Source organism: Myceligenerans halotolerans, assembly GCF_054782975.1.
The window spans coordinates 474,932-498,352 of sequence record NZ_BAAGRL010000006.1 but is presented as its reverse complement, the minus strand read 5'-3'; the positions used below and the strand labels follow the sequence as shown (position 1 = coordinate 498,352).

The window sequence follows — 23,421 nt, the reverse complement described above, 5'->3', positions numbered from 1 at the left end:
GTGCGCACGTCCCCGCCCCCGCCAGGCCGGACGTCACCGCCGCTGCATCGCGTCCCGCACCTCGCCGACGAGCTCCTCGAGGATGTCCTCCAGGAACACGACACCCTGCAGTTCGCCGCCCTCCCCGACGACCCGCGCCAGGTGCGCCCCGGAGCGCTGCATCACCCGCAGCGCGTCCTCCACCTCGTCGCCCGGCCGCACGCTCGCCAGCGCGCGCACGCGCCAGAGCGCCACGGGCTCGGTCCGCGCCTCGCCCGCCGCGTACAGCACGTCCTTCAGGTGCAGGTACCCGATCAGGCGTTCGTCGTCGGCCGCGGCCCCGCCCTGGGCCGCCGGCGTGCCGTTGTCCTCGGGGATGCCCGTCGCCAGCACCGGGAAGCGCGAGAAGCCGTGCTCGGCCACCAGCCGCTCGACGTCGTCGGGCGTCACCCCCTCGGTGAGCGTGACCAGCGAACCGACCGGGACCATGACGTCGCGGGCGGTCTTCTCGGAGAACTCCAGCGCACCCGACAGCAGGCCCAGGTCGTCCTGCAGCACGCCCTCGGCCTGGGAGTGCTCCACGATCGACTGCACCTCCTCGGCCGTGAACGCGGAGGCGACCTCGTCCCGCGGCTCGACGCCTGACAGGCGCACGGCGTGGTTGGCGAGCCAGTTCAGCGCCACGATGATCGGCCGCACGACACGGGCCAGCAGCACGAGCGGCGGCCCGAACCACAGCACCGCCTTCTCCGGCGTCGACACCGCCAGGTTCTTCGGCACCATCTCGCCGAGCACCACGTGCAGGTACACGACGATGGCCAGCGCGATCGCCATGGCGATCGGGTGGGCCAGCGCCTCCACGCCAAGCGCGTGCAGCGGCACCTCGAGCATGTGCGCGAGCGCCGGCTCGGCCACCATGCCGAGCCCCGTGGAGCACACGGTCACGCCGAGCTGTGCGCACGCCAGCATGAGCGAGACGTGCTCCATGGCCCACAGCACGGTCTGCGCGCGGCGGTTCCCCGCGGCGGCGAGCGGCTCGATCTGGGACCGCTTCGCCGACAGCACGGCGAACTCCGCACCGACGAAGAAGGCGTTGCCCGCCAGCAGGACGAGGGCGATGACGATCGCCGTGGTGGTGCTCATCTCCGCGCCTCCTTCCTGGGGCGGCGGTGCCCGAGGGCGGCCTCGGGCGCGATGTCGCCCGCTCCGTCGCGGGGCGCGGGGCGGACCCGGACGCGCTCGATCCTGCGGCCGTCCATCGCCTCGACGCGCAAGGTCGCGCCGGGCACCGTCACCTCGTCGCCGGCGCGGGGCACGCGCCCGAGCTCAGCCATGACGAGGCCCCCGAGCGTCTCGTACGCGGCTCCCTCGGGGACGACGACGCCGGTGTTCTCCTCCAGCTCGTCGGGCCGCAGGACGGCGGGTACCACCCATTCGTCGCCGGGCGCGCGCACGACGCCGGCGCGGCGCCGGTCGTGCTCGTCGGCGACCTCCCCGACGAGTTCCTCCACGACGTCCTCGAGGGTGACCACCCCGGAGGTCCCGCCGTACTCGTCGACCACGACGGCCATCTGCAGTCCCAGGTCCCGCAGCTCGACGAGCAGCGGCCCGAGCCCCACGGTCTCGGGCACGCGCGGGGCGTCGACCATGAGCGCGGTGGCCGGGACCTCGGCCCTGCGCTCGTGGGGGACGCCGACGGCACGGCGCAGGTTCACGAGGCCGACGACGTCGTCCCGGTCCTGGCCGATCACCGGGAACCGGGAGTGCCCGGTGTTCATGGCGAGGCGGACGACGTCGGCCGCGGTGGCGTCGCGCTCGACCACGATCATGCGCATGCGGTCCGTCATGACGTCGTTGGCGCTGAGTTCATGGAGCTCGATCGAGTTGGTGAGGAGCTGCGCGACGGACTTCCCGAGCGTGCCCTCGGCCGCCGACCGGCGCACCAGGGAGGCGAGCTCCGTGGCCGACCGGGCGCCGGACAGTTCCTCGCGCGGCTCGACGCCGACCCGTCGGAGCAGCGCGTTGGCGGACCCGTTGAGAACCAGGATCACCGGCTTGAAGAGCACGGTGAACACCCGCTGCAGCGGGATGACGAGGCGCGCGGCGGCGAGGGGCACCGACAGGGCGAAGTTCTTGGGGATCAGCTCGCCGAACAGCATGGAGAAGCCGTTCACCAGGATGAGGGCGAGCACCGTCGCGAGGGCCAGACCGACGGCCTCGGCCATCGGGAAGTCGCCGAATCCCGCGAGCAGCAGGTTCACCAGCGCGGGCTGCGCCGTGTACCCGAGCAGGATCGTGGTCATCGTGATGCCGACCTGGGCGGAGCTGAGCTCGGTGGAGAGGGACTTCAGCGCGGCACGGACGGCACGGTCACGGCGTCCCGGCCGCGCGGGAGTGGCGGAAGGGCCGGGTCTGTCCCCCTCCTCGTCGTCACCGACGACCGCGGGGTCGAGGGTGACCAGGGAGAACTCGCCTGCCACGAAGATTGCGGTACCTGCGGTGAGGAGCACCCCGACGGCGACCATGATCCAGTCGACGGTCATCGGGGGCTCCGGGAATGGTGCTCGATCATCGTGAGCCGATCGTAGCGTCAGTAGCAGACAAAGAGGAGGCGTGCAGCGGACGAGCGCGAGACCGGCTCTCGGGGCACTCGTGACACGACCGGGCCACTTCCGGCCCGGGTTCAGCATCCTTTCAGGCTGAGGGGTGCAAGATGGACCCATGTCTTCAGGTACGCCGCAGCAGCCGGGCAGCCCCGCCCGCCCCGACCTCGCCTCGTCGGGCGCCACCGGTACTGGCCAGCAGAGCGCCACCATCCTCGTGGTGGAGGACGAACCGACCATCGCCACCGCGATCGCCCAGCGGCTGTCCGCCGAGGGCTGGCGGGTCGAGGTCGCGCGGGACGGTCTGTCCGGGGTCGACGCCGCCATGCGGCTGCGCCCGGACGCCATCGTGCTCGACGTGATGCTTCCGGGGATCGACGGGCTCGAGGTGACGCGACGCATCCAGGCCGAGCAGCCGGTGCCCATCCTCATGCTCACGGCCCGCGACGACGAGACGGACATGCTCGTCGGGCTCGGCGTCGGCGCCGACGACTACATGACCAAGCCCTTCTCCATGCGCGAGCTCGTCGCCCGCCTCAAGGCCCTGCTGCGGCGCGTGGACCGCGCGGCCCAGGCGGCCGCCTCCACGCCGTCGGAGCCGCCGATGGCGATGGGCGACGTCACGGTCGACCGCGCGCAGCGCCGGGTCTACCGCGGCAGCGAGGAGATCCACCTGACGCCCACGGAGTTCGAGCTGCTCGTCATGCTGGCCTCCTCCCCCAAGACGGTGCTCACGCGCGAGCGCCTGCTGGCCGAGGTCTGGGACTGGGCGGACGCCAGCGGCACCCGCACCGTGGACTCGCACATCAAGGCGCTGCGCAGGAAGCTGGGCTCGGATCTGATCCGGACCGTCCACGGCGTGGGGTACGCGTTCGAACCGCCGACGGCCTGACGCGATGAACCGGAGGCTGCCCGGCGTCGCACGCACCCTTCGCGACGTCCGCCCGCTGGACCCCCTGCATTCCATCAAGATCAAGCTCGGCATCCTCGTCGCCGCGACGGTGACGCTCGCGGTGATGATCACGTGGCTCGGCCTGCAGCTCGAGATGGGCCCGAGCCGCACGTTCCCCGTGGCGATCCTGCTGTCGCTGGTCCTGACCCAGTTCCTGGCACGCGGGATGACCTCGCCGCTGCGGGAGATGACGCACGCCGTGCAGGCGATGGCCGACGGCGACTACACGATCCGGGTGCGCGCGACGAGCCATGACGAGGTGGGCCAGCTGGCCGCCACGTTCAACCAGATGTCCGAGGACCTGGCGTCGGTGGAGCAGACGCGGCGCGACCTCATCGCGAACGTGTCGCACGAGCTGCGCACGCCCGTGGCGGCGCTGCAGGCACAGCTCGAGAACATGGTCGACGGCGTCGTCCCGGCCACGCCCGCGATGCTCGAGCAGGCGCACGCGCAGACCGAGCGGTTGACGCGCCTGGTCACGTACCTGCTGGACCTGTCCCGCCTCGAGGCGGGCGCGTCGGCGCTGTCCGTGTCGGAGTTCGACGTCGGCGACCTGATGGAGGAGTGCGCGGACGGCCTCCAGATGGTCGACGCCGCCAAGGACCTGCACTACATCATCGACGTGACGCCCCCGAACCTGGCGATCGAGGCCGACCGCGAGCGGCTGCACCAGGTACTGACGAACCTGCTCCAGAACGCGATCCGGCACTCCCCCCGGGACGGTGACGTCCGCATGGACGCCTACCCGGTCGACGACACGGTCGTGCTGGAGGTCAGCGACCAGGGCCCCGGCATCGCCCCGGAGGACCGGGAGCGCATCTTCCAGCGGTTCGCGCGCGGCACGGCGGTGAGCCCGGGGACGACGGCGGCCGTGGCGGGGACCGGCACGGAGAGCGCGGCGGGGCCGGCGGGCGGCACGCCGCCGGCGAGCGGCGGCACCGGGATCGGGCTGGCGATCGTCCGCTGGGCGGTCGAGCTGCACGGCGGGCACGTCGAGGTGGCCGATTCCCGCGAGGGTGCGACGATGCGCGTCACGCTCCCGGCGCGCGCGCACCCGGCGCCCGGGGTCGCGGCCGAACGTCTCGGCGCCGAGTAGGGACGGACCGGCTGCGGGCGATGCCGGCGCGGGGCTGCCGGCATCATCGTCGTGTGCCCGCGAGGAGCTGACGTGTCAAGACATCGGGCGCGGAGAACAACCCCACGGGGCCGTGATTTCCGTCACACGGACCAGGGATTGTCCGCCCTGGCCGCGCTGCGGAAACACGGCATTGACGGGTTCCAGAACGAATGTTGCCCACTTTTTGCCTGTGGAGCAGACTTCATGACGAAGCATCGGCGATGGCGCGCTTCGGACCGCGCGGGACCGCGGACGTCACACCCGCTTCCGGGCTCCCAAGGCATACCCTTGTGCTGTCCGAAACCATCGGACTGAGGCCGTGACCGGTCAGGGCCGGCACCCTCACAGAGCGCAGAATCTATGGGTGAAGGTGGGCGATCCGCGCGTGTCCCCTAAAGCTGGTTCAGAGTCGATCAGCGTGGCGAGCTCGTCGTTCGGAGCCAATGAATGGCTCGTCGACGAGCTCTACCAGCAGTATCTGAAGGACAAGAACGCCGTCGACCCCGCGTGGTGGGAGTTCTTCGAGGACTACACGCCGTCGCCGGACAGCACTCGCAAGGCGGCCGACACGCAGTCGGCGCCGGCGGCCACCGCGCAGACCGGCCCCCCGCCGCCCACGCCCGCCCAGCCGAAGACGCCGTCGGGCAGCCAGGGCACCGCGGCGGCCGAGGCGGCACAGCCGCCGGTGGAGAAGGCCATCCCGGCGGACCCCAAGGTCACCGCCGCGGCCCCGCCCGTCGCCACCCCGGCCGTGCAGGACTACGGCCAGTCACTGCTGCAGCCCAAGCCCCACTACGACGACGCCGTCGACGACGTGCAGAAGCTGCGTGGTCCCGCCGCGCGCGTCGTGACCAACATGGAGTCCTCGCTCGAGGTCCCGACCGCGACGTCGGTACGCGCGGTGCCCGCCAAGCTCATGGTGGACAACCGCATCGTCATCAACAACCACCTCAAGCGCGGCCGCGGCGGCAAGGTCTCGTTCACCCACCTGATCGGCTACGCGCTGGTCGAGGCGCTGAGCGACATGCCCGTGATGAACTCGCACTACGAGACGGTCGACGGCAAGCCGGGCGTCAACCAGCCCGCGCACGTCGGCTTCGGCCTCGCCATCGACCTCGCCAAGCCGGACGGCTCCCGGCAGCTCCTGGTGCCGAGCATCAAGAAGGCCGAGGAGCTCGACTTCGCCGAGTTCGTCGCGGCCTACGAGGACCTCGTCCGCAAGGCTCGCGGCGGCAAGCTCGGCGTCCCGGACTTCCAGGGCACCACCGTCTCGCTCACCAACCCGGGCGGCATCGGGACGGTGCACTCCGTGCCGCGCCTCATGCAGGGCCAGGGCACCATCGTGGGCGTCGGCGCCATGGACTACCCCGCCGAGTTCGCGGGCGCGTCGGACGAGCAGCTCGCGCGCATGGGCATCTCCAAGGTCATGACGATCACCTCGACGTACGACCACCGCATCATCCAGGGTGCGCAGTCCGGCGAGTTCCTCAAGATCATCTCCGAGAAGCTGCTCGGCCTCGACGGCTTCTACGACCGCGTCTTCGCCGCGCTGCGTGTCCCGTACGAGCCGGTGCGCTGGGTGCGCGACAACACCGTCGACACCGACGTCGAGGCTGCCAAGCCGGCCAAGATCGCCGAGATCATCCAGGCGTTCCGCTCGCGCGGCCACCTCATGTCGGACACCGACCCGCTCGCCTACCGCCAGCGCAAGCACCCGGACCTGGACATCCAGAACCACGGCATGACGCTGTGGGACCTGGACCGCGTCTTCCCCACCGCCGGCTTCGGCCCCAAGGCCAAGATGAAGCTGCGCGACATCCTCGGCCTGCTGCGTGACTCCTACTGCCGCTCCATCGGCGTGGAGTACATGCACATCGCCGACGTGGCCCAGCGCAAGTGGCTCCAGGAGCGCCTGGAGTCGAGCTACGCGAAGACCCCGCGCGAGGACCAGCTGCGGATCCTGCGCCGCCTGAACTCCGCCGAGGCGTTCGAGACGTTCCTGCAGACCAAGTACGTCGGCCAGAAGCGCTTCTCCCTGGAGGGCGGCGAGTCGCTCATCCCGCTGCTCGACGCGATCCTGTCGCGGGCCGCCGAGGGCGGGCTGGACGAGGTCGGGCTCGGTATGGCCCACCGCGGGCGGCTCAACGTGCTGGCGAACATCGCGGGCAAGAGCTACGCCCAGATCTTCAAGGAGTTCGAGGGCCAGATCGACCCGAAGTCCGTGCAGGGTTCGGGCGACGTGAAGTACCACCTGGGCACCGAGGGCACCTTCACCGCCGAGTCCGGCGCGACCACCAAGGTGTACCTCGCGGCCAACCCGTCACACCTCGAGGCGGTGGACCCCGTGCTCGAGGGCATCGTCCGCGCCAAGCAGGACCGCATCGACCTGGGCGCCGACGGCTTCTCCGTGCTGCCGATCCTGGTGCACGGTGACGCCGCATTCGCCGGCCAGGGAGTGGTGCCCGAGGTCCTCAACCTCGCGCAGCTGCGCGGGTACCGCACCGGCGGCACCATCCACGTCATCGTGAACAACCAGGTGGGCTTCACCACCGGCCCGCAGTCGTCGCGGTCGACCACCTACGCCACCGACGTCGCCAAGGGCTACCAGGTCCCGGTCTTCCACGTGAACGGCGACGACCCGGAGGCCGTCGTCCGCGTCGCCGAGCTCGCCTTCGCGTTCCGCGAGCAGTTCGGCCAGGACGTCATCGTGGACCTGATCTGCTACCGCCGCCGCGGGCACAACGAGGGCGACGACCCTTCGATGACCCAGCCCATGATGTACAACCTCATCGAGGCGAAGCGGTCCGTGCGCAAGCTGTACACGGAGAACCTCGTCGCGCGGGGCGACATCACGGTCGAGGAGGCCGAGGCCGCGCTGCAGGACTACCAGAAGCAGCTCGAGCGGGTCTTCACCGAGACGAAGGCCGACTTCACCCCGGCACCGCAGTCCGAGCTCGTCGCCGGCCTGGAGCGCCCCGAGGCGCAGCTCGAGGACGCCGGCACGATGGTCGGCTGGCAGACGGCGATCAGCCACGACGTGTTGCAGCGCATCGGCTCGGTGCACACCGCGCCGCCGGAGGGCTTCAACGTCCACCCGAAGCTGGCCAAGCTGCTCGAGACCCGCGAGATCATGTCCAAGGACGGCGGCATCGACTGGGGCTTCGGTGAGCTCGTGGCCTTCGGCTCGCTGCTCATCGAGGGCACCCCGGTGCGCCTCGCCGGCCAGGACTCCCGCCGCGGCACGTTCGTGCAGCGCCACGCCGTGCTGCACGACCGCGAGACCGGCGCCGAGTGGACGCCGCTGCTGTACCTCACGCCGGACCAGGCGAAGTTCTGGGTGTACGACTCCTCCCTCAGCGAGTACGCGGCCCTCGGGTTCGAGTACGGCTACTCGGTGGAGCGCCCGGACGCGCTGGTGCTCTGGGAGGCGCAGTTCGGCGACTTCGTCAACGGCGCCCAGACCGTGATCGACGAGTTCATCTCGTCCGCGGAGCAGAAGTGGGGCCAGTCGTCGTCGGCGGTCATGCTGCTGCCGCACGGCTACGAGGGGCAGGGGCCGGACCACTCGTCGGCCCGCGTCGAGCGCTTCCTGCAGCTCGGCGCGGAGAACAACATGACGATCGCGCAGCCCAGCACGCCGGCGTCGTACTTCCACCTGCTGCGCCGCCAGGCGTACGCCCGCCCGCGCCGCCCGCTCGTGGTGTTCACGCCGAAGCAGCTGCTGCGGCTCAAGGCGGCGGCGTCGGCCGTCGAGGACTTCACGGCGGGCACGTTCCAGCCGGTGCTGAGCGACACCTCCGCCGACCCCGCGAAGGTCGAGCGGCTGATCCTCTGCACGGGCCGCGTGTACTACGACCTCCTCGCGGAGCGCGCCAAGCGCGGCGACGAGGGCGTGGCGCTCGTCCGCCTGGAGCAGCTCTACCCGTTCCCGGAGGAGCAGATCCGCGCGGAGATCGCGAAGTACCCGCAGGCCGAGACCGTGTGGGTGCAGGACGAGCCGCAGAACCAGGGGGCGTGGTCGTACATCCACCTGGCGCTGCCGAGTGACCTCCCCTACGTCAAGGTGATCAGCCGCGGCGCGTCGGCCTCCACGGCGGCCGGCACGGCCAAGCTCCACCAGGCCCAGCAGAAGCACCTCCTCGAGGCGGCCTTCACCCGCTGACCCGGGACACGAGGAAGCCCACCACCCCTTCGGGGGCGGTGGGCTTCCTCGTGTCGTCAGTCGTCCTGGGGAAGGCCCAGCCAGGAGTGCCAGCCCGTGTGGAGGACGAGCCAGGCCATGAGCCCGTAGCCCGCCTGCCCCGGATAGGTGGTGCCGTTCTGCGCCAGGTCCGCGAGCCACTGCTCGTGGGACGCGAGCGGCGTGTACGTGTCCACGTACGGCACGCGGCGCCGGCTCGCGACGTCGGCGAACGCGTCGGACAGCTCGGCGATCCGGTCGCCCTGGTCGGGCGTCCCGGGCGGCGGGCCGACGACGAACGTGGGTGTCCGGTTCGCCTCCGCGACGTCGAGGATGTTCGCCAGGTTCAGCCGCGAGCGCGCGACGGACAGGCCGGCGGCGACGTCGTGCCGTCCGAGTGCGACCACGAGACGGTTCTCGACCTCGTGCTCGGTACCGAAGCGTGCGGCGGTCTCCGCCTCCCAGCGGGCGCTGAGCTGCGTCGACGTCTCGCCCGGGATGGCGAGCGTGAAGACCATCGCGGGCCGGCCGAAGCTCGTCCGGGCCACGACGCGACCGGTCCAGCCGAGCGCTCTCGCGTCGCCGACACCGGTGGCCAGCTCGTCGCCGACGACACAGATGCGCACCTGGCGTTCCTGCACGGACCTCTCCTTGCCTCAGCACTCATCCTGCCGCTCCTCGGGCTGCGCTCCTCGGATGCCGCGTTCCCGGCCTGCCCATTGTCGGTCAACCGGGATGGACCACCTGGGATTTCGCGCTCAGGCGCGCCGCTCGTCGAGCAGCGTCACACCCCAGCGCACGCGGTGCGTGTCGCCCGGGGCGAGCCGCACGAGCCGGTCACCCGTGACGAACGCGTCCGCGTAGCAGGTCATCGGCTCCGCCGCCAGGCCCATCCGGCGGTGGTCCTTACTGACGTGGTCGCCCGAGCACGCCTGCCAGACGTCCATCGAATCGTCCATCCACAGTGCGGACGTGCGCCCGTCCGTCCCGGTGAGCCGGATCCAGGACAGGCCGTCGTCGTCCCGCAGGACGTCGACGAACGCGTCGTCGAGGTCGCGGCCCGACATGCTGACGGGCTCGCGCATGTCGAAGGGCCCCGCCACGGGCTCCTTGCCGGTGGGCAGGAGCCGCTCGTCGGTGGTGATCCTCGTCGCGGCGTCGAGCCGGACGGTGCAGTCGTCGAGGTCCGCCCCGCCGGTGGACAGCCACGGGTGGAACCCCGCGCCGTAGGGCGCCGTGCCGGCGCCGGCGTTCGTCGTGGCCAACGTCACGGTCAGACCGCCGTCGGACAGGGCGTAGGTGACCTGCGCGGTGAGCTGGAACGGGTATCCGGGCTGCGGGACGACGTCGAGCCCGAGCGTGACCGACACCTCCGTGCGGTCCACCAGCCCCCAGCGTTCCCAGGCCGCGAGGCCGTGGATCGCGGTGCCGCGTGCGGGCTCGGTCACCGGGAGGGTGTACCGGACGCCGTCGGCCTCGTAGACGCCGTCGCGCAGGCGGTTGGGCCACGGGAGCAGGACGGCGCCGTTGAACACGGGGTTGACCTCGTCGGCCCCGAACGGGACGACGACGTCGCGGCCCCCCACCGTGTACTCACGCAGGGCCGCTCCGACCTCGGTGACGGTGACGTGCTGTTCGCCGTACGAAATGCTGTGCTGGGCGCCGGACGGCGCAGGTACCGTCTGTGGGTCTGTCATCACCCTCACACCTTAGAGGCTGCGTGGAACCGGGAAGTTTCCGTGTCGTGCGGATAGCGTGGGACAGAGAACACCGACGTAGCGCGCGCCCCCGGGGCGCGCTGCGTTCCCCATACGGCCCGAGGACGGGCCACGCGGGCCCCAAGAAAGCCCGCGACATGAGCAGGAGGATCAATGGAACAGCAGGTACTCGGACGGTCGCGCCGCCTCGTGTCGGTCGTTGGCCTGGGCACCTGGCAGCTCGGGGCTGACTGGGGCGAGGTCTCGGAGACCGACGCCCGCGACGTCCTGGAAGCCTCCCTCGAGGCCGGTGTGACGTTCTTCGACACGGCCGACGTGTACGGCGACGGGCGCAGCGAGCAGGTGATCGGCGCGTTCCTGAAGGAGCACGCCGACTCCGGCATCACCGTGGCGACCAAGATGGGCCGGCGGATGGACCAGGTGCCGGAGAACTACGTGCTCGCCAACTTCCGCGAGTGGGCGGACCGGTCCCGGAAGAACCTCGGCGTCGAGCGGCTCGACCTCGTGCAGCTGCACTGCCCGCCGACGGCCGTGTACTCGTCGGACGAGGTGTACGACGCGCTCGACACCCTCGTGAGCGAGGGCGTGATGGCCAGCTACGGCGTGAGCGTCGAGACGACGGCGGAGGCACTGACCGCGATCGCGCGCCCCGGCGTCGCCACCGTGCAGATCATCCTCAACGCCTTCCGGCTCAAGCCGCTGGACGAGGTCCTGCCCGCGGCGTCGGAGGCCGGCGTCGGCGTCATCGCGCGCGTCCCGCTCGCGTCCGGCCTGCTGTCCGGCAAGTACTCCGCGGACACGAAGTTCGCCGAGAACGACCACCGCCACTACAACCGGGAGGGCGCCGCGTTCGACGTGGGCGAGACGTTCTCCGGAGTGCCCTACGAGGTGGGGCTCGAGGCCGCGGGGCGCTTCACGGAGCTGACGTCCAAGTGCTTCGACGAGAGCCTCACCCCGGCCCAGGCCGCGATCGCCTGGGTCTGGCAGCGGCCGGGCGTCTCCACGGTGATCCCGGGCGCCCGCAACGCCGACCAGGCGCGTGCGAACGCCGCCGCCGGCGACGCGGCGACGCTGGGGCCGCTCTTCACTTCGGGGGTGCGGGAGATCTACGAGGAGCTCCTCGAGGAGCACGTCGCCGACAGGTGGTGAGGTCGCGGGGACTGCGGGGGGCAGTTCAGCCGCGGAGGATGGCTGTGGCGCCGGAGACCGTGCTGGTGGAGAGGTAGCAGGTGGCGCCCGGTTCCGGGTGGTCGACGACGACGGTGCGCTGGGCCGAGGAGGCCAGCGGCTCGTTGTCCAGGGTGACCTTGCCCGTCACGCTGCGGGCGCGGAGGTTCACCGGGGTGCCGGCGTCGAGCGTGATCGTCACGGCGCCCGCCACCGTCTTGGCGGACACCATCGGCGTCGAACCCGACGACGCCACGTTCACCGGGCCGGACACGCCGTTCACGGTCACGCGGCCGAGGCCGCCCGAGACCGTCGCCGGGCCCGAGGCCTGGTTCACGGTGACGTCGCCCGTGTGCTCGGCGACGACGATCGCCCCCGACACGGACTTCACCGACAGCGATCCGGACGTGCCCGTCACGCCGACCGCGCCGTTCACGCTCCTGACGGCCACCCGCGCCCGGCTGCCGGTCACGCTCGCCTCCGCGCCCACGGTCGCGACGTCGACGGACGCCGCCGCCGGCACGGTGATCCGCACGACGGCGGCATCCTGGTCACGCAGGCCGCGGAAGCGGTCCACGAACCCTTCGATCCCGGGGAAGTCGTAGGCGACGCGGAGGGTGCCGTGCTCGGCGACGACCTGCAGCGGCCGGGAGGACACCTCCAGCACCTCGATGGTGGCACCGGAGGTCCGTTCCGGGTCGGCGACGATCTCCGCCCGGCCGTTGGTCAGCCGGACCGTCAGGGAGGTCGTGTCGGCGACCTCGATGGTCTGCGGTGCGGCGACGCTCCAGGACTCGGTGGTCATGGTCATGCTCCGTTCGTTCGGCGGCTCGTGCGGGAATCGTCGGTCGGCGTGCTGGTCGGGGGCTGGCCGGACGTCGGCGTCGGTCGCCCGGGGGTCATTCTGGTCGATCTCGGGTCGTGGGGCAGCGTGGCGGTGACCGCGGTGCGTGCGCCGTCGAGCACCGTCCGCAGGGTCTCGACGGTGAGGGCGCTGACGGCGCCGCCGACGTCGGCCTCCCGCAGGTCCGCGAGGACGTCGCGCCGGAACTTCTGCAGGGCGGCCTCCGCCTCGTGCCGGAAGGTGTTCGACGTCGCCCGCCGCTGGTCCGCCGGTGCGTGGGGCGCGGGACGCGGCCGGGCGCGCACCTCGGCGGCCGCGGCGGCGAGCTCGGCCCGCACGCCGCGCATCGTCTCCCGGATGTCGGCGCGCAGCTCGTCGGCCCGGGACCGCACGGTCTCGGCCACCGAGGACTCGAGGCGGACGACATCGGACCAGCGGGCCTCCACCTCGGCCCGCCCGGCCGGTGTCAGCTCGTAGGGGGCTTTCCGCCCGGCGGCCTCGTCCGCCGGGACCCGGCGGACGAGGCCCTCCTCCTCGAGCCGCGCGAGGCGCGGGTAGATCGTTCCCGCGCTCGGCCGGTAGGTACCGCCGAAGCGGTCCGCGAGCTCCGTCATGAGTTCGTAGCCGTGCCGGGCGCCCTCGACGAGCAGCGCCAGGAGGTACAGGCGCAGCTCACCATGGGCGAAGACGGGAGGCATCAGACGATCCAGGAGATACCCGGGCCGGTGGCTCCCGACGCCCGGGCACCGTGCACCCCGTGCACGCCCGGACCGGCCGGCCCCGGACCGCCGTCGGACACGTCCTGGGACGTGCCGAGCACGGTGACGTCGCCCGAGACCGACGACACGCGCAGGTGGGTACGCTCGCCGCGAGCCGGGCGCACGACGGCGCCGCCGCGCCCAACGACCTGCATGCCGCCGACCGTGACGCGGCCGCTGACCGCCGATGCGTGCACCTCGACCACGGCGTCGTCCGGGACGCGCAGCAGCAGGTTCCCGGAGACGGAGGTGGTCTTGACCCAGTCGGGCTGGGTGGTCAGGTCCATGGTCACGTCGGCCGAGACGGTGCTCGACGTGACGTGCTCGGCGGCGCCGCTCAGCATGACGTCACCCGAGACGGTGGTGCTGGTGATCGGGCCCTCGTGGTCGCGGACGGTCACGTCGCCCGACACGTTGGTCAGGGTCAGCGGACCGCGGGTGCGCGACACGAGCAGGCTGCCCGACGCCGTCGACGCCTTGGCCTCTCCCTCCGTGCCGGACAGCAGCGCCTCCGCGCGCACCGTGCCCAGCTTGGTGTCCACGCGGGCGGGGACCGCGATGTGGATGTCGGCGCGGGCGCTGCCGCTGAAGTCGGTCCACTTCCGGAGGAAGCCGGCGAGGCCGCCGGGAGGGTTCGGCTCGTGCCCGACGACGAGCCGCCCGTCGCGGAACGTCACCTCGACAGGCCGGCCGTCGACGGAGTGCACCTCCACGCGGGTGACGGGATCGTCGTGCGCCACCACGTCCAGGCGCCCGTCGACGAGGTGCGCGTGCAGCACGGTGACACCGTCGACCTCGATGGTCTGCGGACCGGTGACGGTCCAGTTCTGCTCGGTCATGCCTGTCTCCTGACGGTTCCGGGGCTCTCCGAAGGGGGTCGTGCGTCCCGGCCGCCGGCCCGGCGGATGCGGAACGCGATATATCGCGTTGACTCGACTCACGATATATCGCGTTCGCGCGGCGGGCAAGGGCCCCGTCGTGGGATCATGGGCCGAGTCAATCCGCCATTCGTCAGGAGACACCCATGAGCAAGCGTGGCCGCAAGCGCAAGGACCGCAAGAAGAAGTCCGCCAACCACGGCAAGCGTCCCAACGGCGGCTGAATCGCCGGGGGACGTCCGGCGCGACGGAGGCGCGGCACGGGGTGCGGGCCGAGGAGACGAGGCACCCGCCCGGAGCGGAGTCCCAGGAGCATCGGCGCGAGACACGAAAGGGCCGGAACCCGCAGGTTCCGGCCCTTCGTCATGCCCGCTTCGTCATGCCCGCTTCCTCATGCCGTCGTCAGAGCGTCCCGCCCGCGGCCACCGGGGCGTCGGGGGAGGCGCCCGCGTCGCCGATGGTCTCGCGCGCGACGAAGTTCTCCAGGTCGAACAGGTTGTCCTTGGCCCGCTGCGCGACGGTGAGCAGCGTGTTCGCGCTGGCCACCTCCTCGACCTGCTCCTTGAGGAACCAGAGCAGGAACTGCTCGCCCAGCATGTCGGCCTCGGCGCGCGCGGCGCGGAAGATCGCCTCGATCTGCGCCGTGACCTGCTGCTCCTGGTCGAGGGCGAGCTGCAGGGGCTCCGTGACGTCCGCGAAGTCGTTGCGGACGGTGCCCGTCCCCGGGATCTCGACCGGCACGTCCCGGTCGAGGTGGTACTGCACCAGCATCATGGCGTGGTTCCGCTCCTCGACCGCCTGACGGTAGAAGTGTGCGGCGAGCTGCGGCAGGTCGTGGCCGTCGAACCAGACGGCGATGGCGATGTACTGCTGGTGCGCGGAGAGCTCGTGGCCGATCTGCTCGCCGAGCAGCCGCCAGAACTCGGAGTTCTGCGGAGCCTGGGTGGTGGAAGTCATGTCCCCAACGTATCCCGCCGGGAATGGATGGGCCCAGGCGGTCGTTTTCGCAGTCGTGATCTCGTGCCCCACCGCTCCGACCACGCCCGCCGGGGTGTCCGACGTCGTCGGCCCGCCCCGCCCGGCCCCCGGCTTCCCGGCCGCGCCCGAGCGGCCCCGGCGCGCCGTCGTGCGGCTCGACGAGACCGACGCCACAGGAAAGGAACGCGTGACGCAACTAGGCTCGACGTTGATGACGGATCACCCGCAGACCTCCACGCCCGGCGAGGCGTCGAACCGCACTCCCGACGGGGAGGACAACGCGGCACGCGCCGCGCGGTTCGAACGCGACGCGCTCCAGTACCTCGATCAGCTGTACTCGGCCGCGCTGCGTATGACCCGGAACCCCGCCGATGCCGAGGACCTGGTCCAGGAGACCTTCGCGAAGGCGTTCGCGGCGTTCCACCAGTACCGCCCGGGCACCAACCTCAAGGCCTGGCTGTACCGGATCCTGACGAACACGTTCATCAACAGCTATCGCAAGAAGCAGCGTCAGCCGCAGCAGTCGCAGGCGGAGGAGATCGAGGACTGGCAGATCGCCCGGGCGGCGTCGCACACCTCGCAGGGGCTGCGCTCGGCGGAGGTCGAGGCGCTGGACCGCCTGCCCGACAGCGACGTGAAGCGCGCCCTCGCCGAGCTTCCCGAGGACCGGCGCATGGTCGTGTACTACGCGGACGTCGAGGGCTTCCCCTACAAGGAGATCGCGGAGATCATGGGAACACCGATCGGTACGGTGATGTCCCGGTTGCACCGTGGTCGCCGGCAGCTCCGTGAGCTCCTCGCCGACTACGCGGCGGGACGTGGACTCGTGAAGACAGAGGCACCCGGAGGCGCGAAGTGAAGGACCAAGAGCGGGGCGACCAACCGGTCGTGGAACCCATCCCGCACGACACTCCCGGCTCCGAGTGCGAGCACGCGCTCCTGCACCTGTACGAGTACCTCGACTCCGAGATGACGCACCAGGACGAGCAGCGGATGCGCGCCCATGTCGCGCACTGCTCGCCGTGCCTGGCGGAACTGAGCGTCGAGGACCTGGTCAAGCAGCTCGTGAAGCGCTCCTGCGCGGAGCGCGCACCGGAGACGCTCCGGCTGAGGATCGCCGAGCAGATCCGAGCGCTCTGACGCGACGAAGGGCGCAGGGCGAGGGCCGAGGCACTCGCCCGGGGCGGAGCCCGAGGAGCGTCGACGAACGACACCGACCGCAATGCATGCCGTATGCCGGCCGTCCTGGCGTGGACGGAACGGCCGACCTTTGACAAGGTGGACCGCATGGTGCTCCGACACATCGCTCGACCCCTCCTGGCCTCCTGGTTCGTCGCATCGGGCGTCCAGGCTGCACGGAAGCCCGCCGAGCACGTCCAGGCGGCGCGACAGGGCTCAGGTCTCGTGACGAAGGCGCTCGGCGCCGAACCGCTGAGCGAGAAGCAGGTGAAGACCCTCATCCGCGCGCACGGCGTCGCGGTCGCCACCGCGGGCGGGCTCCTGGCGCTCGGCAAGGCACCTCGCACGGCCGCGGTAGCGCTCGCCCTGCTCACGGTTCCGCTCGCCGTCGTCAACCAGCCGTTCGGCACGTCCGACGGCGATCGCGAGGCGCGCGCCCAGCGTTTCGTGGGCAATCTCGGCGCCATCGGTGCCGCTCTCATCGCGGGAGCCGACACCGAAGGCCGCCCGAGCCTGGGCTGGCGCGTACAACAGGCGCGAGCCGCCCGCGCGACGGCCCGGGCAGCGAAGGCGGTCGCCAAGGAGTAGGTGACGATGTGTGGTCGGTCCGATGTCGGATGATCGGCCCCCCGAGGAACCGATCATCCGACATCGGACCGACCACTCGACAACCGGTGGCCCTAGAGGGTCGCGCCCGTCCGGCTGGCCAGGAGGCGGCGGAACGAGGCGAGCCTGAGGGCGCGGGCCCCGCGGGTCCCGTCGTCGGGCGCGGCCGCGACCCACTCGTCCAGCGCGCAGTCCGGTGCGTCCGCCTGGTGGGTGCAGCCACGCGGGCACTCGGCGGCGGCCTCGTCGAGGTCGTCGAAGGCGTGCAGCAGGTTCGCGATCTTGACGTGCGCCAGCCCGAACGACCGCACGCCCGGTGTGTCGATCACCCAGCCGTCGTGGTCGGCGTCCTCGCCGGCGCTGGCGTGCCCGGTCGGCAGGGACAGGGCGACGGCCGAGGTCGACGTGTGCCGTCCCCGTCCCGTGACGTCGTTGACGTCCCCGGTCGCGCGGCCCGCGGTCGGCACCAGGGCGTTGATCAGCGTGGACTTACCCACGCCGGAGTGGCCCACCAGCACGGACGTCCTCCCCCGGAGCAGTCCGCGGACCTCTTCGACCGACGCCGGGTCCAGGGAGAGCTCCTCGTCGTCCGCCCCCTTCTGCCGCGCGCGCGGGGCATCGGCGTCGCCGGTCGCGGCGCGTGTCACGACGACCTCGACCCCCAGCGGCTCGTACAGGCCCCGCAGTTCGTCCGGTGAGGCCAGGTCCGCCTTGGTGAGGCAGAGCAGGACGTCCATCCCGGCGTCGTAGGCGGCGACCACGCATCGGTCGATCATCCCGGTACGGGGTGGCGGGTCGGCGAGCGCGGTCACGATCACGAGCCGGTCGGCGTTCGCGACGACGATCCGCTCGTACGGGTCGTCGTCGTCCGCGGTCCGGCGCAGCACGGAGCCCCGTTCGGCGATCCGCACGATGCGCGCCAGCGTTCCGTCCTCGCCGGTGACATCGCCGACGACGTCGACCCGGTCCCCGACGACCACCCGCGTCCGGACGAGTTCGCGCGCCTTCATGGCGAGCACCACGGTCCCGGACCCGGGGACGAGCAGCGTGTAGCGGCCCCGGTCCACGCCCGTGACCATCGCGGTCACGGCATCCTCGTGGCTCGGCCGGCGCTTGGTGCGGGGCCGCGAGCCACGCTTCGACGGACGGGACCGGAAGTCCGACTCGTCGCGTGTGCCTCCCCGCGCCATCAGCGCCGGCCTCCCGTCATGCGCCTGCTCCGAGCATTCCCCGCCACAGCGACGGGAACTCCGGCATCGTCTTGCCGGTCGTGGCGATGTCCTCCACCTCGACCCCGGGCACGCGCAGTCCGATCAGCGCGCCCGACGTCGCCATCCGGTGGTCCTCATAGGTGCGGAACGTGCCGGCGTGGAGCGGGCGCGGCGTGATGACCAGGCCGTCCCGGGTCTCCTCCGCCTGGCCGCCCAGCCGCGTGATCTCCCGGGCCAGCGCCGCGAGGCGGTCGGTCTCGTGCCCGCGCAGGTGCGCGATGCCGCGCAGCCGCGTCGGGGAGTCGGCGAGCGCCGCGAGGACGGCGAACGTCGGCGCGAGCTCGCCGGCGGCGTGCAGGTCGAGGTCGACGCCGTGCACGTCTCCGGTGCCGGTCATGGTCAGGACGTCGCCGGAGAGGTCGGCGCTGCCGCCCATGCGGGTCAGGAGGTCGGGCAGGAGGGCTCCGGGCTGGGTGGTCTCGGCCGGCCAGCCGGGGATGCGGACGGTGCCGCCCGCGACGAGGGCGGCGGCGAGGAACGGGGCGGCGTTGGACAGGTCGGGCTCGACGCGCACGTCGCGTGCGGTGATCGGTCCGGGTTCGACGTGCCACAGCCCGTCACGGGTGTCGTCGACGGTGACGCCGACGTCGCGCAGGGTGGCGACGGTCATCTCGATGTGCGGCAGGCTGGGCAGCGTGGTGCCCACGTGCCGCAGGGTCAGGCCCTGCTCGTACCGCGGCGCGGCCAGCAGGAGTCCGGACACGAACTGCGACGACGCCGACGCGTCGACGTCCACGGATCCGCCGCGGACGGTGCCGGTGCCGGTGACCGTGAACGGGAGTCGATCCGGCAGCCCGCCGTCGGGCCCGGTGACGGAGAGTCCGAGGGCGTGCAGTGCGGTGAGGACGGGTCCCATGGGCCGTGCGCGCGCGGCGGGGTCGCCGTCGAAGCGGACGGGGCCGCCGGCGAGAGCGGCCACGGCTGGCAGGAAGCGCATCACGGTGCCGGCGAGTCCGCAGTCGATGTCGGCGCCGGTGACCGGGGTCGTGCCCGGGGTGACATGCAGGGTGCTGGGGCTGTCGCCCTCGGTGATGTCCGCGCCGAGGGCGCGCAGGCCGGCGATCATGAGGTCGGCGTCGCGGCTGCGCAAGGCGCCGCGGAGGGTGCCGGGGCCGTCGGCGAGTGCGGCGAGGACCAGCAGGCGGTTGGTCAGGGACTTGCTGCCCGGCACCTCGACGGTCGAGTCGAGAGGTCCGACGGCGGTCGGGGCGGCCCAGGTCGGTGCGGTGGGGGCGTCAGTCATGCCCCGAGGTTATCCGAGCCGGTCAGCCCGGGCCCTGTCGTCTCGCCCGGCCGGCCGCACTCCCGCCCGGCCCTGGCCGCGCTCCCGCCCGACGACGGGAGGAACGCCGCGGCGCGCCCGGCGGGCATTCGTATGCCCGATCTGCGCGGCATCTGGGCGTGGAATGCGCATTTACCGCTACGGTGGCGGGCGTGGCCCCCGTGACCAAGACCAGTTATGACGATGACCTGCGCCTTGCCCATGTCATTGCCGACCAGGTGGATTCGCACACGATGTCGCGCTTCCGATCTCTCGACCTGCATGTCGAGACCAAACCGGACAACACGCCGGTCTCCGATGCCGACCGGGCGGCCGAGGAGATGATCCGCGCCTCGCTCCAGCGGGCCCGTACCCGCGACGCGATCGTCGGCGAGGAGTACGGCGCGGCCGGCAGCGGTGCACGCCGGTGGATCATCGATCCGATCGACGGCACCAAGAACTTCGTGCGCGGCGTGCCCGTGTGGGCGACGCTCATCGCGCTGGCGGACGGCGACGAGGTCGTCGTCGGCCTGGTGAGCGCGCCGGCGCTGGGGCGGCGCTGGTGGGCCGCACAGGGATCGGGCGCCTGGACGGGCAAGGGCCTGCACGCGGCGACCCGGATGAGCGTCTCAGGCGTGCGTGAACTGAGCGACGCGTCGCTCAGCTTCGCGTCGCTCAGCGGCTGGGAACAGCGCGGGAAGCTGGACGCGTTCCTCGACCTGACGCGCCAGTGCTACCGCACCCGCGGCTACGGGGACTTCTGGTCGTACATGCTGGTGGCGGAGGGCGCCGTCGACATCGCGCCCGAGCCCGAGCTCGAGGTGTACGACATGGCGGCGCTCGTGCCGATCGTCGAGGAGGCCGGCGGGCGGTTCACCTCGCTCGACGGGGCGCGGGGCCCGTGGGGGCACAACGGCCTGGCCACGAACGGCCTGCTGCACGACCGGGTGCTCGACCTCCTGGGTTGAGCCCTCGCGACGGCAGATCCGCCGGGCAGGGCACAGCGCTCCGCCCGCGCGGCCGCTGCCGCCGTCGCGTCCGGCGGCTCGCCGGGCTGAACCTGCCGGGCTGCCCCCGCCGGGCTGAACCTGCCTCGCGGAGCAGGCACACTCTTCTCATGCGCATCTACGTGCCCGCCACACTCGACGAGCTCGACGCCGTCGACGCCGGTCGCACCTCCACCCGCTGGTCGCTGACCCCTCGCCTCGTGCACGGCGTGACGAAGGCACTGGCCGCCGAACTGCCCGACGAGGACTCCGAGGCCGTGGAGTACGCAGCCTTCCTGGATGCCGCCGCGGCGTCGCTCGCGCTGCTGGCCGCACGGCCCGACGCACCCCCGCTGCGCGCCGTGGTCACCGTCGAGGTGCCCGACGACGTCCTGGAGCCCGCCGATGCCGCCGGCCCGGACGCCCTCGCCTCCCAGCTTCGCCTGACCGACACCGTGCCCGGCGTGCCGATCGTCTGCGTGCACGCCGACGAACCGGGCGCCGCCCCAGATGTGACGGCGGTCCGGAGCGCCGCCGAGGCCGACGACGAGGAGGCGCTCGCCGACGCGGTCCAGAGCGTCACCGATCGCGACCTGCTCTGGTACGACCGGTCCGAGGTCGGCACGATTCCCCGGTGACCTCGGCGCTCGTATCTGGTGGACGACGGCCCCCGCTGCCGTAGGCGCTTGCCGCGCGGGCGGCCATCGGGTGGCCCGTCGCCGCGCGGGCGGGCATCGGGCGAACGGGCCGGGCGGGCATCGGGCGAACGGGCGGTGACGCCTGCGGCTACGACTCACGCGACGTCCCGGAGATGCCGACCCACGGGGATACCTCGGCGACGGCCGGGGTCCGCGCGCGTACCAGCTCGCGCACCTGGTCCGCGAGCTCGCCGAATGCCGCGCGTACGGGCGATCCCGGCGCGCATTCGGCGAGTGCCCGGCCGCTCAGGAGGCCTGCGTCCAGGCCGGCCGGGTCGTCGGGCACCAGGTGCGGGTCGACGCCGGCGAACCTGATCAGCGCGGTCCGCACGGAGGTGCGGGGGTTCGCCCCGACCGCCGCGCCGCGGACCCGGTTCACCACGACCAGCCGGTCCGGCGTGACGGGCGCGGGCACGGCGGCCAGGTCGTCGAGACCGCGCACGAGGCGCTGCAGCCCGATCGGGTCCCCGCTTCCGACGACCACCACGACGTCGGCGGCGGCCAGGGCTCCGAGGGTTGCCTCGTTGCGCTGCGGCGCCCGCGTGTCGTACGAGAGGAGCTCGTCCGTCTCCAGGACCGGCCCGGTGTCGATCACGGTCCAGTCGGCCAGGTCCCGGAGTCGTTCCCACACCGCGTCGAGCGCCGCACCGGACAGCTCGGCCCACCGCCCGGGCCGCCCGATTCCGCCGAGTACACGGACGCCGGGGAGCGCGACGGGCGCGTACCGGGCGAGGGTCTCGACGTCGAGCGGTCCGAGGCCTGCGGCGCGGACGGCACCCGCCAGCCCCGCGGAGTCGTCGAGCATCCCGAGGCGGGGCGCGACGCACGGGCCGTAGGTGTCGGCGTCGGCCAGCACGACGTGCTCGCGGGCGACGCCACGCCCTGTGCGGGAGCCGCGACGGCCGGCCCGTCCGAGCATGCCACGGCGCCCCGGAGGCTCGCCCCGGTCCCGCCGTCCGGACGCGCCCGCGACCGGCAGGCCCGCCGCCAGTGCCACGGCCAGCTCGATGGCGGTGGTGGTCCGTCCGGGGGATCCGACCGGCCCCCACACCGCGACGATCCTGCCCTTGCCCGTCCGGCCGGCGGACCGGCCGGACACCTCGGACGCCGCCGCGGGCGGCAGGGCGGTCTCGTCGCGGACGACGGGGAGCAGGTCCTCCACGGAGCGGGCCATCCCGTCGACGCCGACCGCGGCGAGCCGGTCCGTGCTGGGCTCGGGCGCGTCGTCGAGCGCGATCACCCGGACCCCCGCCTGGTGCATCCGCGCCACCGCCTCCCGCCCGAGGCCGGGCAGGGTCGCCGAGACGACCGCGGCCCTTCCGGACCCGGCCTCGGCCGAGGCGAGCAGCTCGGTGAGGTCCGCACAGCGGCGGGTCACCGCCACGCCCGACCCCGGCACGCCGAGTTTCCGCACCACGTCCGTCTCCGCCGGACCCAGCACCGCGCAGAGCACGGTAATCGCTCCCAGGGCGGTCACCGGACCGCTCCCCCGACCGGCACGACGGCGAGGCTTCCCGGCTCGGCCAGCGCCGCGAGCACGCGCGGCAGGGCATCCTGCTCCACCAGCACGTGCAGCGTCGTCGTCCCGGCCACCACGAGGGCGCCGTCGGGCACCTCGACCTGCTCGACGACGACGCCCTCGGCCAGGGTGCCGGGCTCGGCCGCGGTGTTCCCGGACTCCGCCCCCTGCGATCCCCCGGACAACGGCCCGGACCTGGCGTCGGGCACGAACCAGAGGTCGGCGACCGCCCCGGGGCGGATGCGCTCGGACACCCCGCCCGAGATCGGGAGCGCGACGGACCGCATCGTGCTGCCGTCACCCAGTCCCGACCGGGAGACCAGCTCGCCGTCCGCCACCACGCGTTGTGCCACCAGGCCGGACGGCAGTTCCTCGTCCGCGCGCAGGTACCGGTCGATGCCGGCGCTCAGCCGGACGTCCACCACGCGGAGGGCATCCCGCGTGACGGGTTCTCCGGGTGTCAGCGCGCCGTCGGCGACGAACACGGGTACTGTGCGGCCCGCGGACGCGACCAGCCAGGAGCCGAGTGCGACGGATATCGCGACGAGCACGATGCCTGCCAGCAGCCGTGGATCTCGCCAGCCGGGCGGGCGCAGTCTGACGGGGGCTCGGCTCTCCCGTGGTAGGGCCGGTGCGTCGATCATGTAGTTCCTCTCCGTGTGCGGGCCGAAGGCGGTGAACGTCCCCCAGACATGGTGAGCGAACCTCCGGGATCTGGCATCCGATG

22 protein-coding genes are annotated in these 23,421 nt (G+C 72.4%); 10 read left to right on the top strand and 12 right to left on the bottom strand.

Annotated elements, in window-relative coordinates; all coding sequences use genetic code 11:
• Positions 1 to 33 precede the first annotated feature (33 nt).
• Together ACYVK5_RS05445 and ACYVK5_RS05440 are read right to left on the bottom strand one after the other, a co-directional pair.
• Positions 34 to 1,122 carry a hemolysin family protein gene (locus ACYVK5_RS05445; RefSeq protein WP_460702575.1) on the bottom strand — a complete coding sequence of 363 codons (1,089 nt, stop codon included), beginning with the start codon at positions 1,120 to 1,122 and terminating at the stop codon, positions 34 to 36.
• Entirely contained in the window at positions 1,119 to 2,522 is a 1,404-nt protein-coding gene (locus tag ACYVK5_RS05440) for a hemolysin family protein (protein WP_460702573.1), read from the bottom strand. The genes ACYVK5_RS05445 and ACYVK5_RS05440 overlap by 4 nt, the downstream gene beginning before the upstream one ends.
• Before the next feature lie 178 nt (positions 2,523 to 2,700).
• On the opposite strand from ACYVK5_RS05440, the gene ACYVK5_RS05435 reads away from it, so the two are divergent.
• The 3 genes from ACYVK5_RS05435 (at position 2,701) to ACYVK5_RS05425 (ending at position 8,813) form a co-directional block, all read left to right on the top strand.
• Positions 2,701 to 3,474, top strand: a complete 774-nt coding sequence (locus ACYVK5_RS05435) for a response regulator transcription factor (RefSeq protein ID WP_460702571.1) — start codon at positions 2,701 to 2,703, stop codon at positions 3,472 to 3,474.
• A 4-nt stretch (positions 3,475 to 3,478) separates the two neighbouring features.
• Complete coding sequence (locus tag ACYVK5_RS05430; RefSeq protein ID WP_460702569.1) at positions 3,479 to 4,630, top strand: sensor histidine kinase; 1,152 nt, start codon at positions 3,479 to 3,481, stop codon at positions 4,628 to 4,630.
• 439 nt (positions 4,631 to 5,069) lie between these two features.
• On the top strand, positions 5,070 to 8,813 hold the full coding sequence (locus ACYVK5_RS05425) for a multifunctional oxoglutarate decarboxylase/oxoglutarate dehydrogenase thiamine pyrophosphate-binding subunit/dihydrolipoyllysine-residue succinyltransferase subunit (RefSeq protein ID WP_460702566.1): 3,744 nt from the start codon (positions 5,070 to 5,072) through the stop codon (positions 8,811 to 8,813).
• Positions 8,814 to 8,869: 56 nt separating this feature from the next.
• Here the strand turns inward: ACYVK5_RS05425 and ACYVK5_RS05420 are convergent, their stop codons facing one another.
• Positions 8,870 to 9,472, bottom strand: coding sequence for a GDSL-type esterase/lipase family protein (locus ACYVK5_RS05420; RefSeq protein ID WP_460702564.1), 603 nt, complete (start codon positions 9,470 to 9,472; stop codon positions 8,870 to 8,872).
• A gap of 117 nt (positions 9,473 to 9,589) precedes the next feature.
• Complete coding sequence (locus ACYVK5_RS05415; protein WP_460702562.1) at positions 9,590 to 10,528, bottom strand: aldose 1-epimerase family protein; 939 nt, start codon at positions 10,526 to 10,528, stop codon at positions 9,590 to 9,592.
• A gap of 174 nt (positions 10,529 to 10,702) precedes the next feature.
• On the opposite strand from ACYVK5_RS05415, the gene ACYVK5_RS05410 reads away from it, so the two are divergent.
• Complete coding sequence (locus ACYVK5_RS05410) at positions 10,703 to 11,698, top strand: aldo/keto reductase (protein ID WP_460702560.1); 996 nt, start codon at positions 10,703 to 10,705, stop codon at positions 11,696 to 11,698.
• A gap of 25 nt (positions 11,699 to 11,723) precedes the next feature.
• On the opposite strand, the gene ACYVK5_RS05405 is transcribed toward ACYVK5_RS05410, so the two are convergent.
• The 3 genes from ACYVK5_RS05405 to ACYVK5_RS05395 are packed head-to-tail and all read right to left on the bottom strand — an operon-like array spanning position 11,724 to position 14,157.
• Positions 11,724 to 12,527, bottom strand: a complete 804-nt coding sequence (locus tag ACYVK5_RS05405) for a DUF4097 family beta strand repeat-containing protein (RefSeq protein ID WP_460702558.1) — start codon at positions 12,525 to 12,527, stop codon at positions 11,724 to 11,726.
• Positions 12,524 to 13,258, bottom strand: a complete 735-nt coding sequence (locus ACYVK5_RS05400) for a PadR family transcriptional regulator (protein ID WP_460702556.1) — start codon at positions 13,256 to 13,258, stop codon at positions 12,524 to 12,526. Before ACYVK5_RS05400 ends, ACYVK5_RS05405 begins: the two co-directional genes overlap by 4 nt.
• Positions 13,258 to 14,157 (bottom strand): DUF4097 family beta strand repeat-containing protein, encoded by a 900-nt coding sequence (locus ACYVK5_RS05395; protein ID WP_460702554.1) that lies wholly within the window; start codon positions 14,155 to 14,157, stop codon positions 13,258 to 13,260. The genes ACYVK5_RS05400 and ACYVK5_RS05395 overlap by 1 nt, the downstream gene beginning before the upstream one ends.
• A gap of 185 nt (positions 14,158 to 14,342) precedes the next feature.
• Here ACYVK5_RS05395 and ACYVK5_RS05390 point away from each other — a divergent pair, with 185 nt between their 5' ends.
• Complete coding sequence (locus ACYVK5_RS05390) at positions 14,343 to 14,420, top strand: 50S ribosomal protein bL37 (RefSeq protein WP_372433060.1); 78 nt, start codon at positions 14,343 to 14,345, stop codon at positions 14,418 to 14,420.
• A gap of 178 nt (positions 14,421 to 14,598) precedes the next feature.
• Here ACYVK5_RS05390 and ACYVK5_RS05385 read toward each other — a convergent pair whose 3' ends face one another.
• The gene (locus ACYVK5_RS05385; RefSeq protein ID WP_460702552.1) at positions 14,599 to 15,153 is read right to left on the bottom strand and encodes a ferritin; all 555 of its coding nucleotides are present in this window, start codon (positions 15,151 to 15,153) and stop codon (positions 14,599 to 14,601) included.
• A 94-nt stretch (positions 15,154 to 15,247) separates the two neighbouring features.
• Here ACYVK5_RS05385 and ACYVK5_RS05380 point away from each other — a divergent pair, with 94 nt between their 5' ends.
• The 3 genes from ACYVK5_RS05380 to ACYVK5_RS05370 all read left to right on the top strand — a co-directional run bounded on the left by ACYVK5_RS05380 (position 15,248) and on the right by ACYVK5_RS05370 (position 16,941).
• On the top strand, positions 15,248 to 16,033 hold the full coding sequence (locus tag ACYVK5_RS05380; protein WP_460702550.1) for a sigma-70 family RNA polymerase sigma factor: 786 nt from the start codon (positions 15,248 to 15,250) through the stop codon (positions 16,031 to 16,033).
• A gap of 29 nt (positions 16,034 to 16,062) precedes the next feature.
• Entirely contained in the window at positions 16,063 to 16,314 is a 252-nt protein-coding gene (gene rsrA, locus ACYVK5_RS05375) for a mycothiol system anti-sigma-R factor (protein WP_460702548.1), read from the top strand.
• A gap of 147 nt (positions 16,315 to 16,461) precedes the next feature.
• Positions 16,462 to 16,941, top strand: coding sequence for a DoxX family membrane protein (locus ACYVK5_RS05370; protein ID WP_460702546.1), 480 nt, complete (start codon positions 16,462 to 16,464; stop codon positions 16,939 to 16,941).
• Between the two features lie 92 nt (positions 16,942 to 17,033).
• Here the strand turns inward: ACYVK5_RS05370 and rsgA are convergent, their stop codons facing one another.
• Together rsgA and aroA are read right to left on the bottom strand one after the other, a co-directional pair.
• The gene (gene rsgA, locus ACYVK5_RS05365; protein ID WP_460702544.1) at positions 17,034 to 18,149 is read right to left on the bottom strand and encodes a ribosome small subunit-dependent GTPase A; all 1,116 of its coding nucleotides are present in this window, start codon (positions 18,147 to 18,149) and stop codon (positions 17,034 to 17,036) included.
• Between the two features lie 16 nt (positions 18,150 to 18,165).
• A complete protein-coding gene (aroA, locus tag ACYVK5_RS05360) occupies positions 18,166 to 19,473 on the bottom strand; it encodes a 3-phosphoshikimate 1-carboxyvinyltransferase (protein WP_460702542.1) in 1,308 nt (435 codons plus the stop codon).
• Between the two features lie 191 nt (positions 19,474 to 19,664).
• Here aroA and hisN point away from each other — a divergent pair, with 191 nt between their 5' ends.
• Together hisN and ACYVK5_RS05350 are read left to right on the top strand one after the other, a co-directional pair.
• A complete protein-coding gene (gene hisN / locus ACYVK5_RS05355) occupies positions 19,665 to 20,459 on the top strand; it encodes a histidinol-phosphatase (protein WP_460702540.1) in 795 nt (264 codons plus the stop codon).
• 149 nt (positions 20,460 to 20,608) lie between these two features.
• On the top strand, positions 20,609 to 21,115 hold the full coding sequence (locus tag ACYVK5_RS05350) for a DUF6912 family protein (RefSeq protein ID WP_460702538.1): 507 nt from the start codon (positions 20,609 to 20,611) through the stop codon (positions 21,113 to 21,115).
• A 148-nt stretch (positions 21,116 to 21,263) separates the two neighbouring features.
• Here ACYVK5_RS05350 and ACYVK5_RS05345 read toward each other — a convergent pair whose 3' ends face one another.
• The gene (locus tag ACYVK5_RS05345; RefSeq protein WP_460702536.1) at positions 21,264 to 22,652 is read right to left on the bottom strand and encodes an AAA family ATPase; all 1,389 of its coding nucleotides are present in this window, start codon (positions 22,650 to 22,652) and stop codon (positions 21,264 to 21,266) included.
• A complete protein-coding gene (locus ACYVK5_RS05340; protein WP_460702534.1) occupies positions 22,649 to 23,338 on the bottom strand; it encodes a CpaB family protein in 690 nt (229 codons plus the stop codon). The genes ACYVK5_RS05345 and ACYVK5_RS05340 overlap by 4 nt, the downstream gene beginning before the upstream one ends.
• Between the last annotated feature and the right edge of the window lie 83 nt (positions 23,339 to 23,421).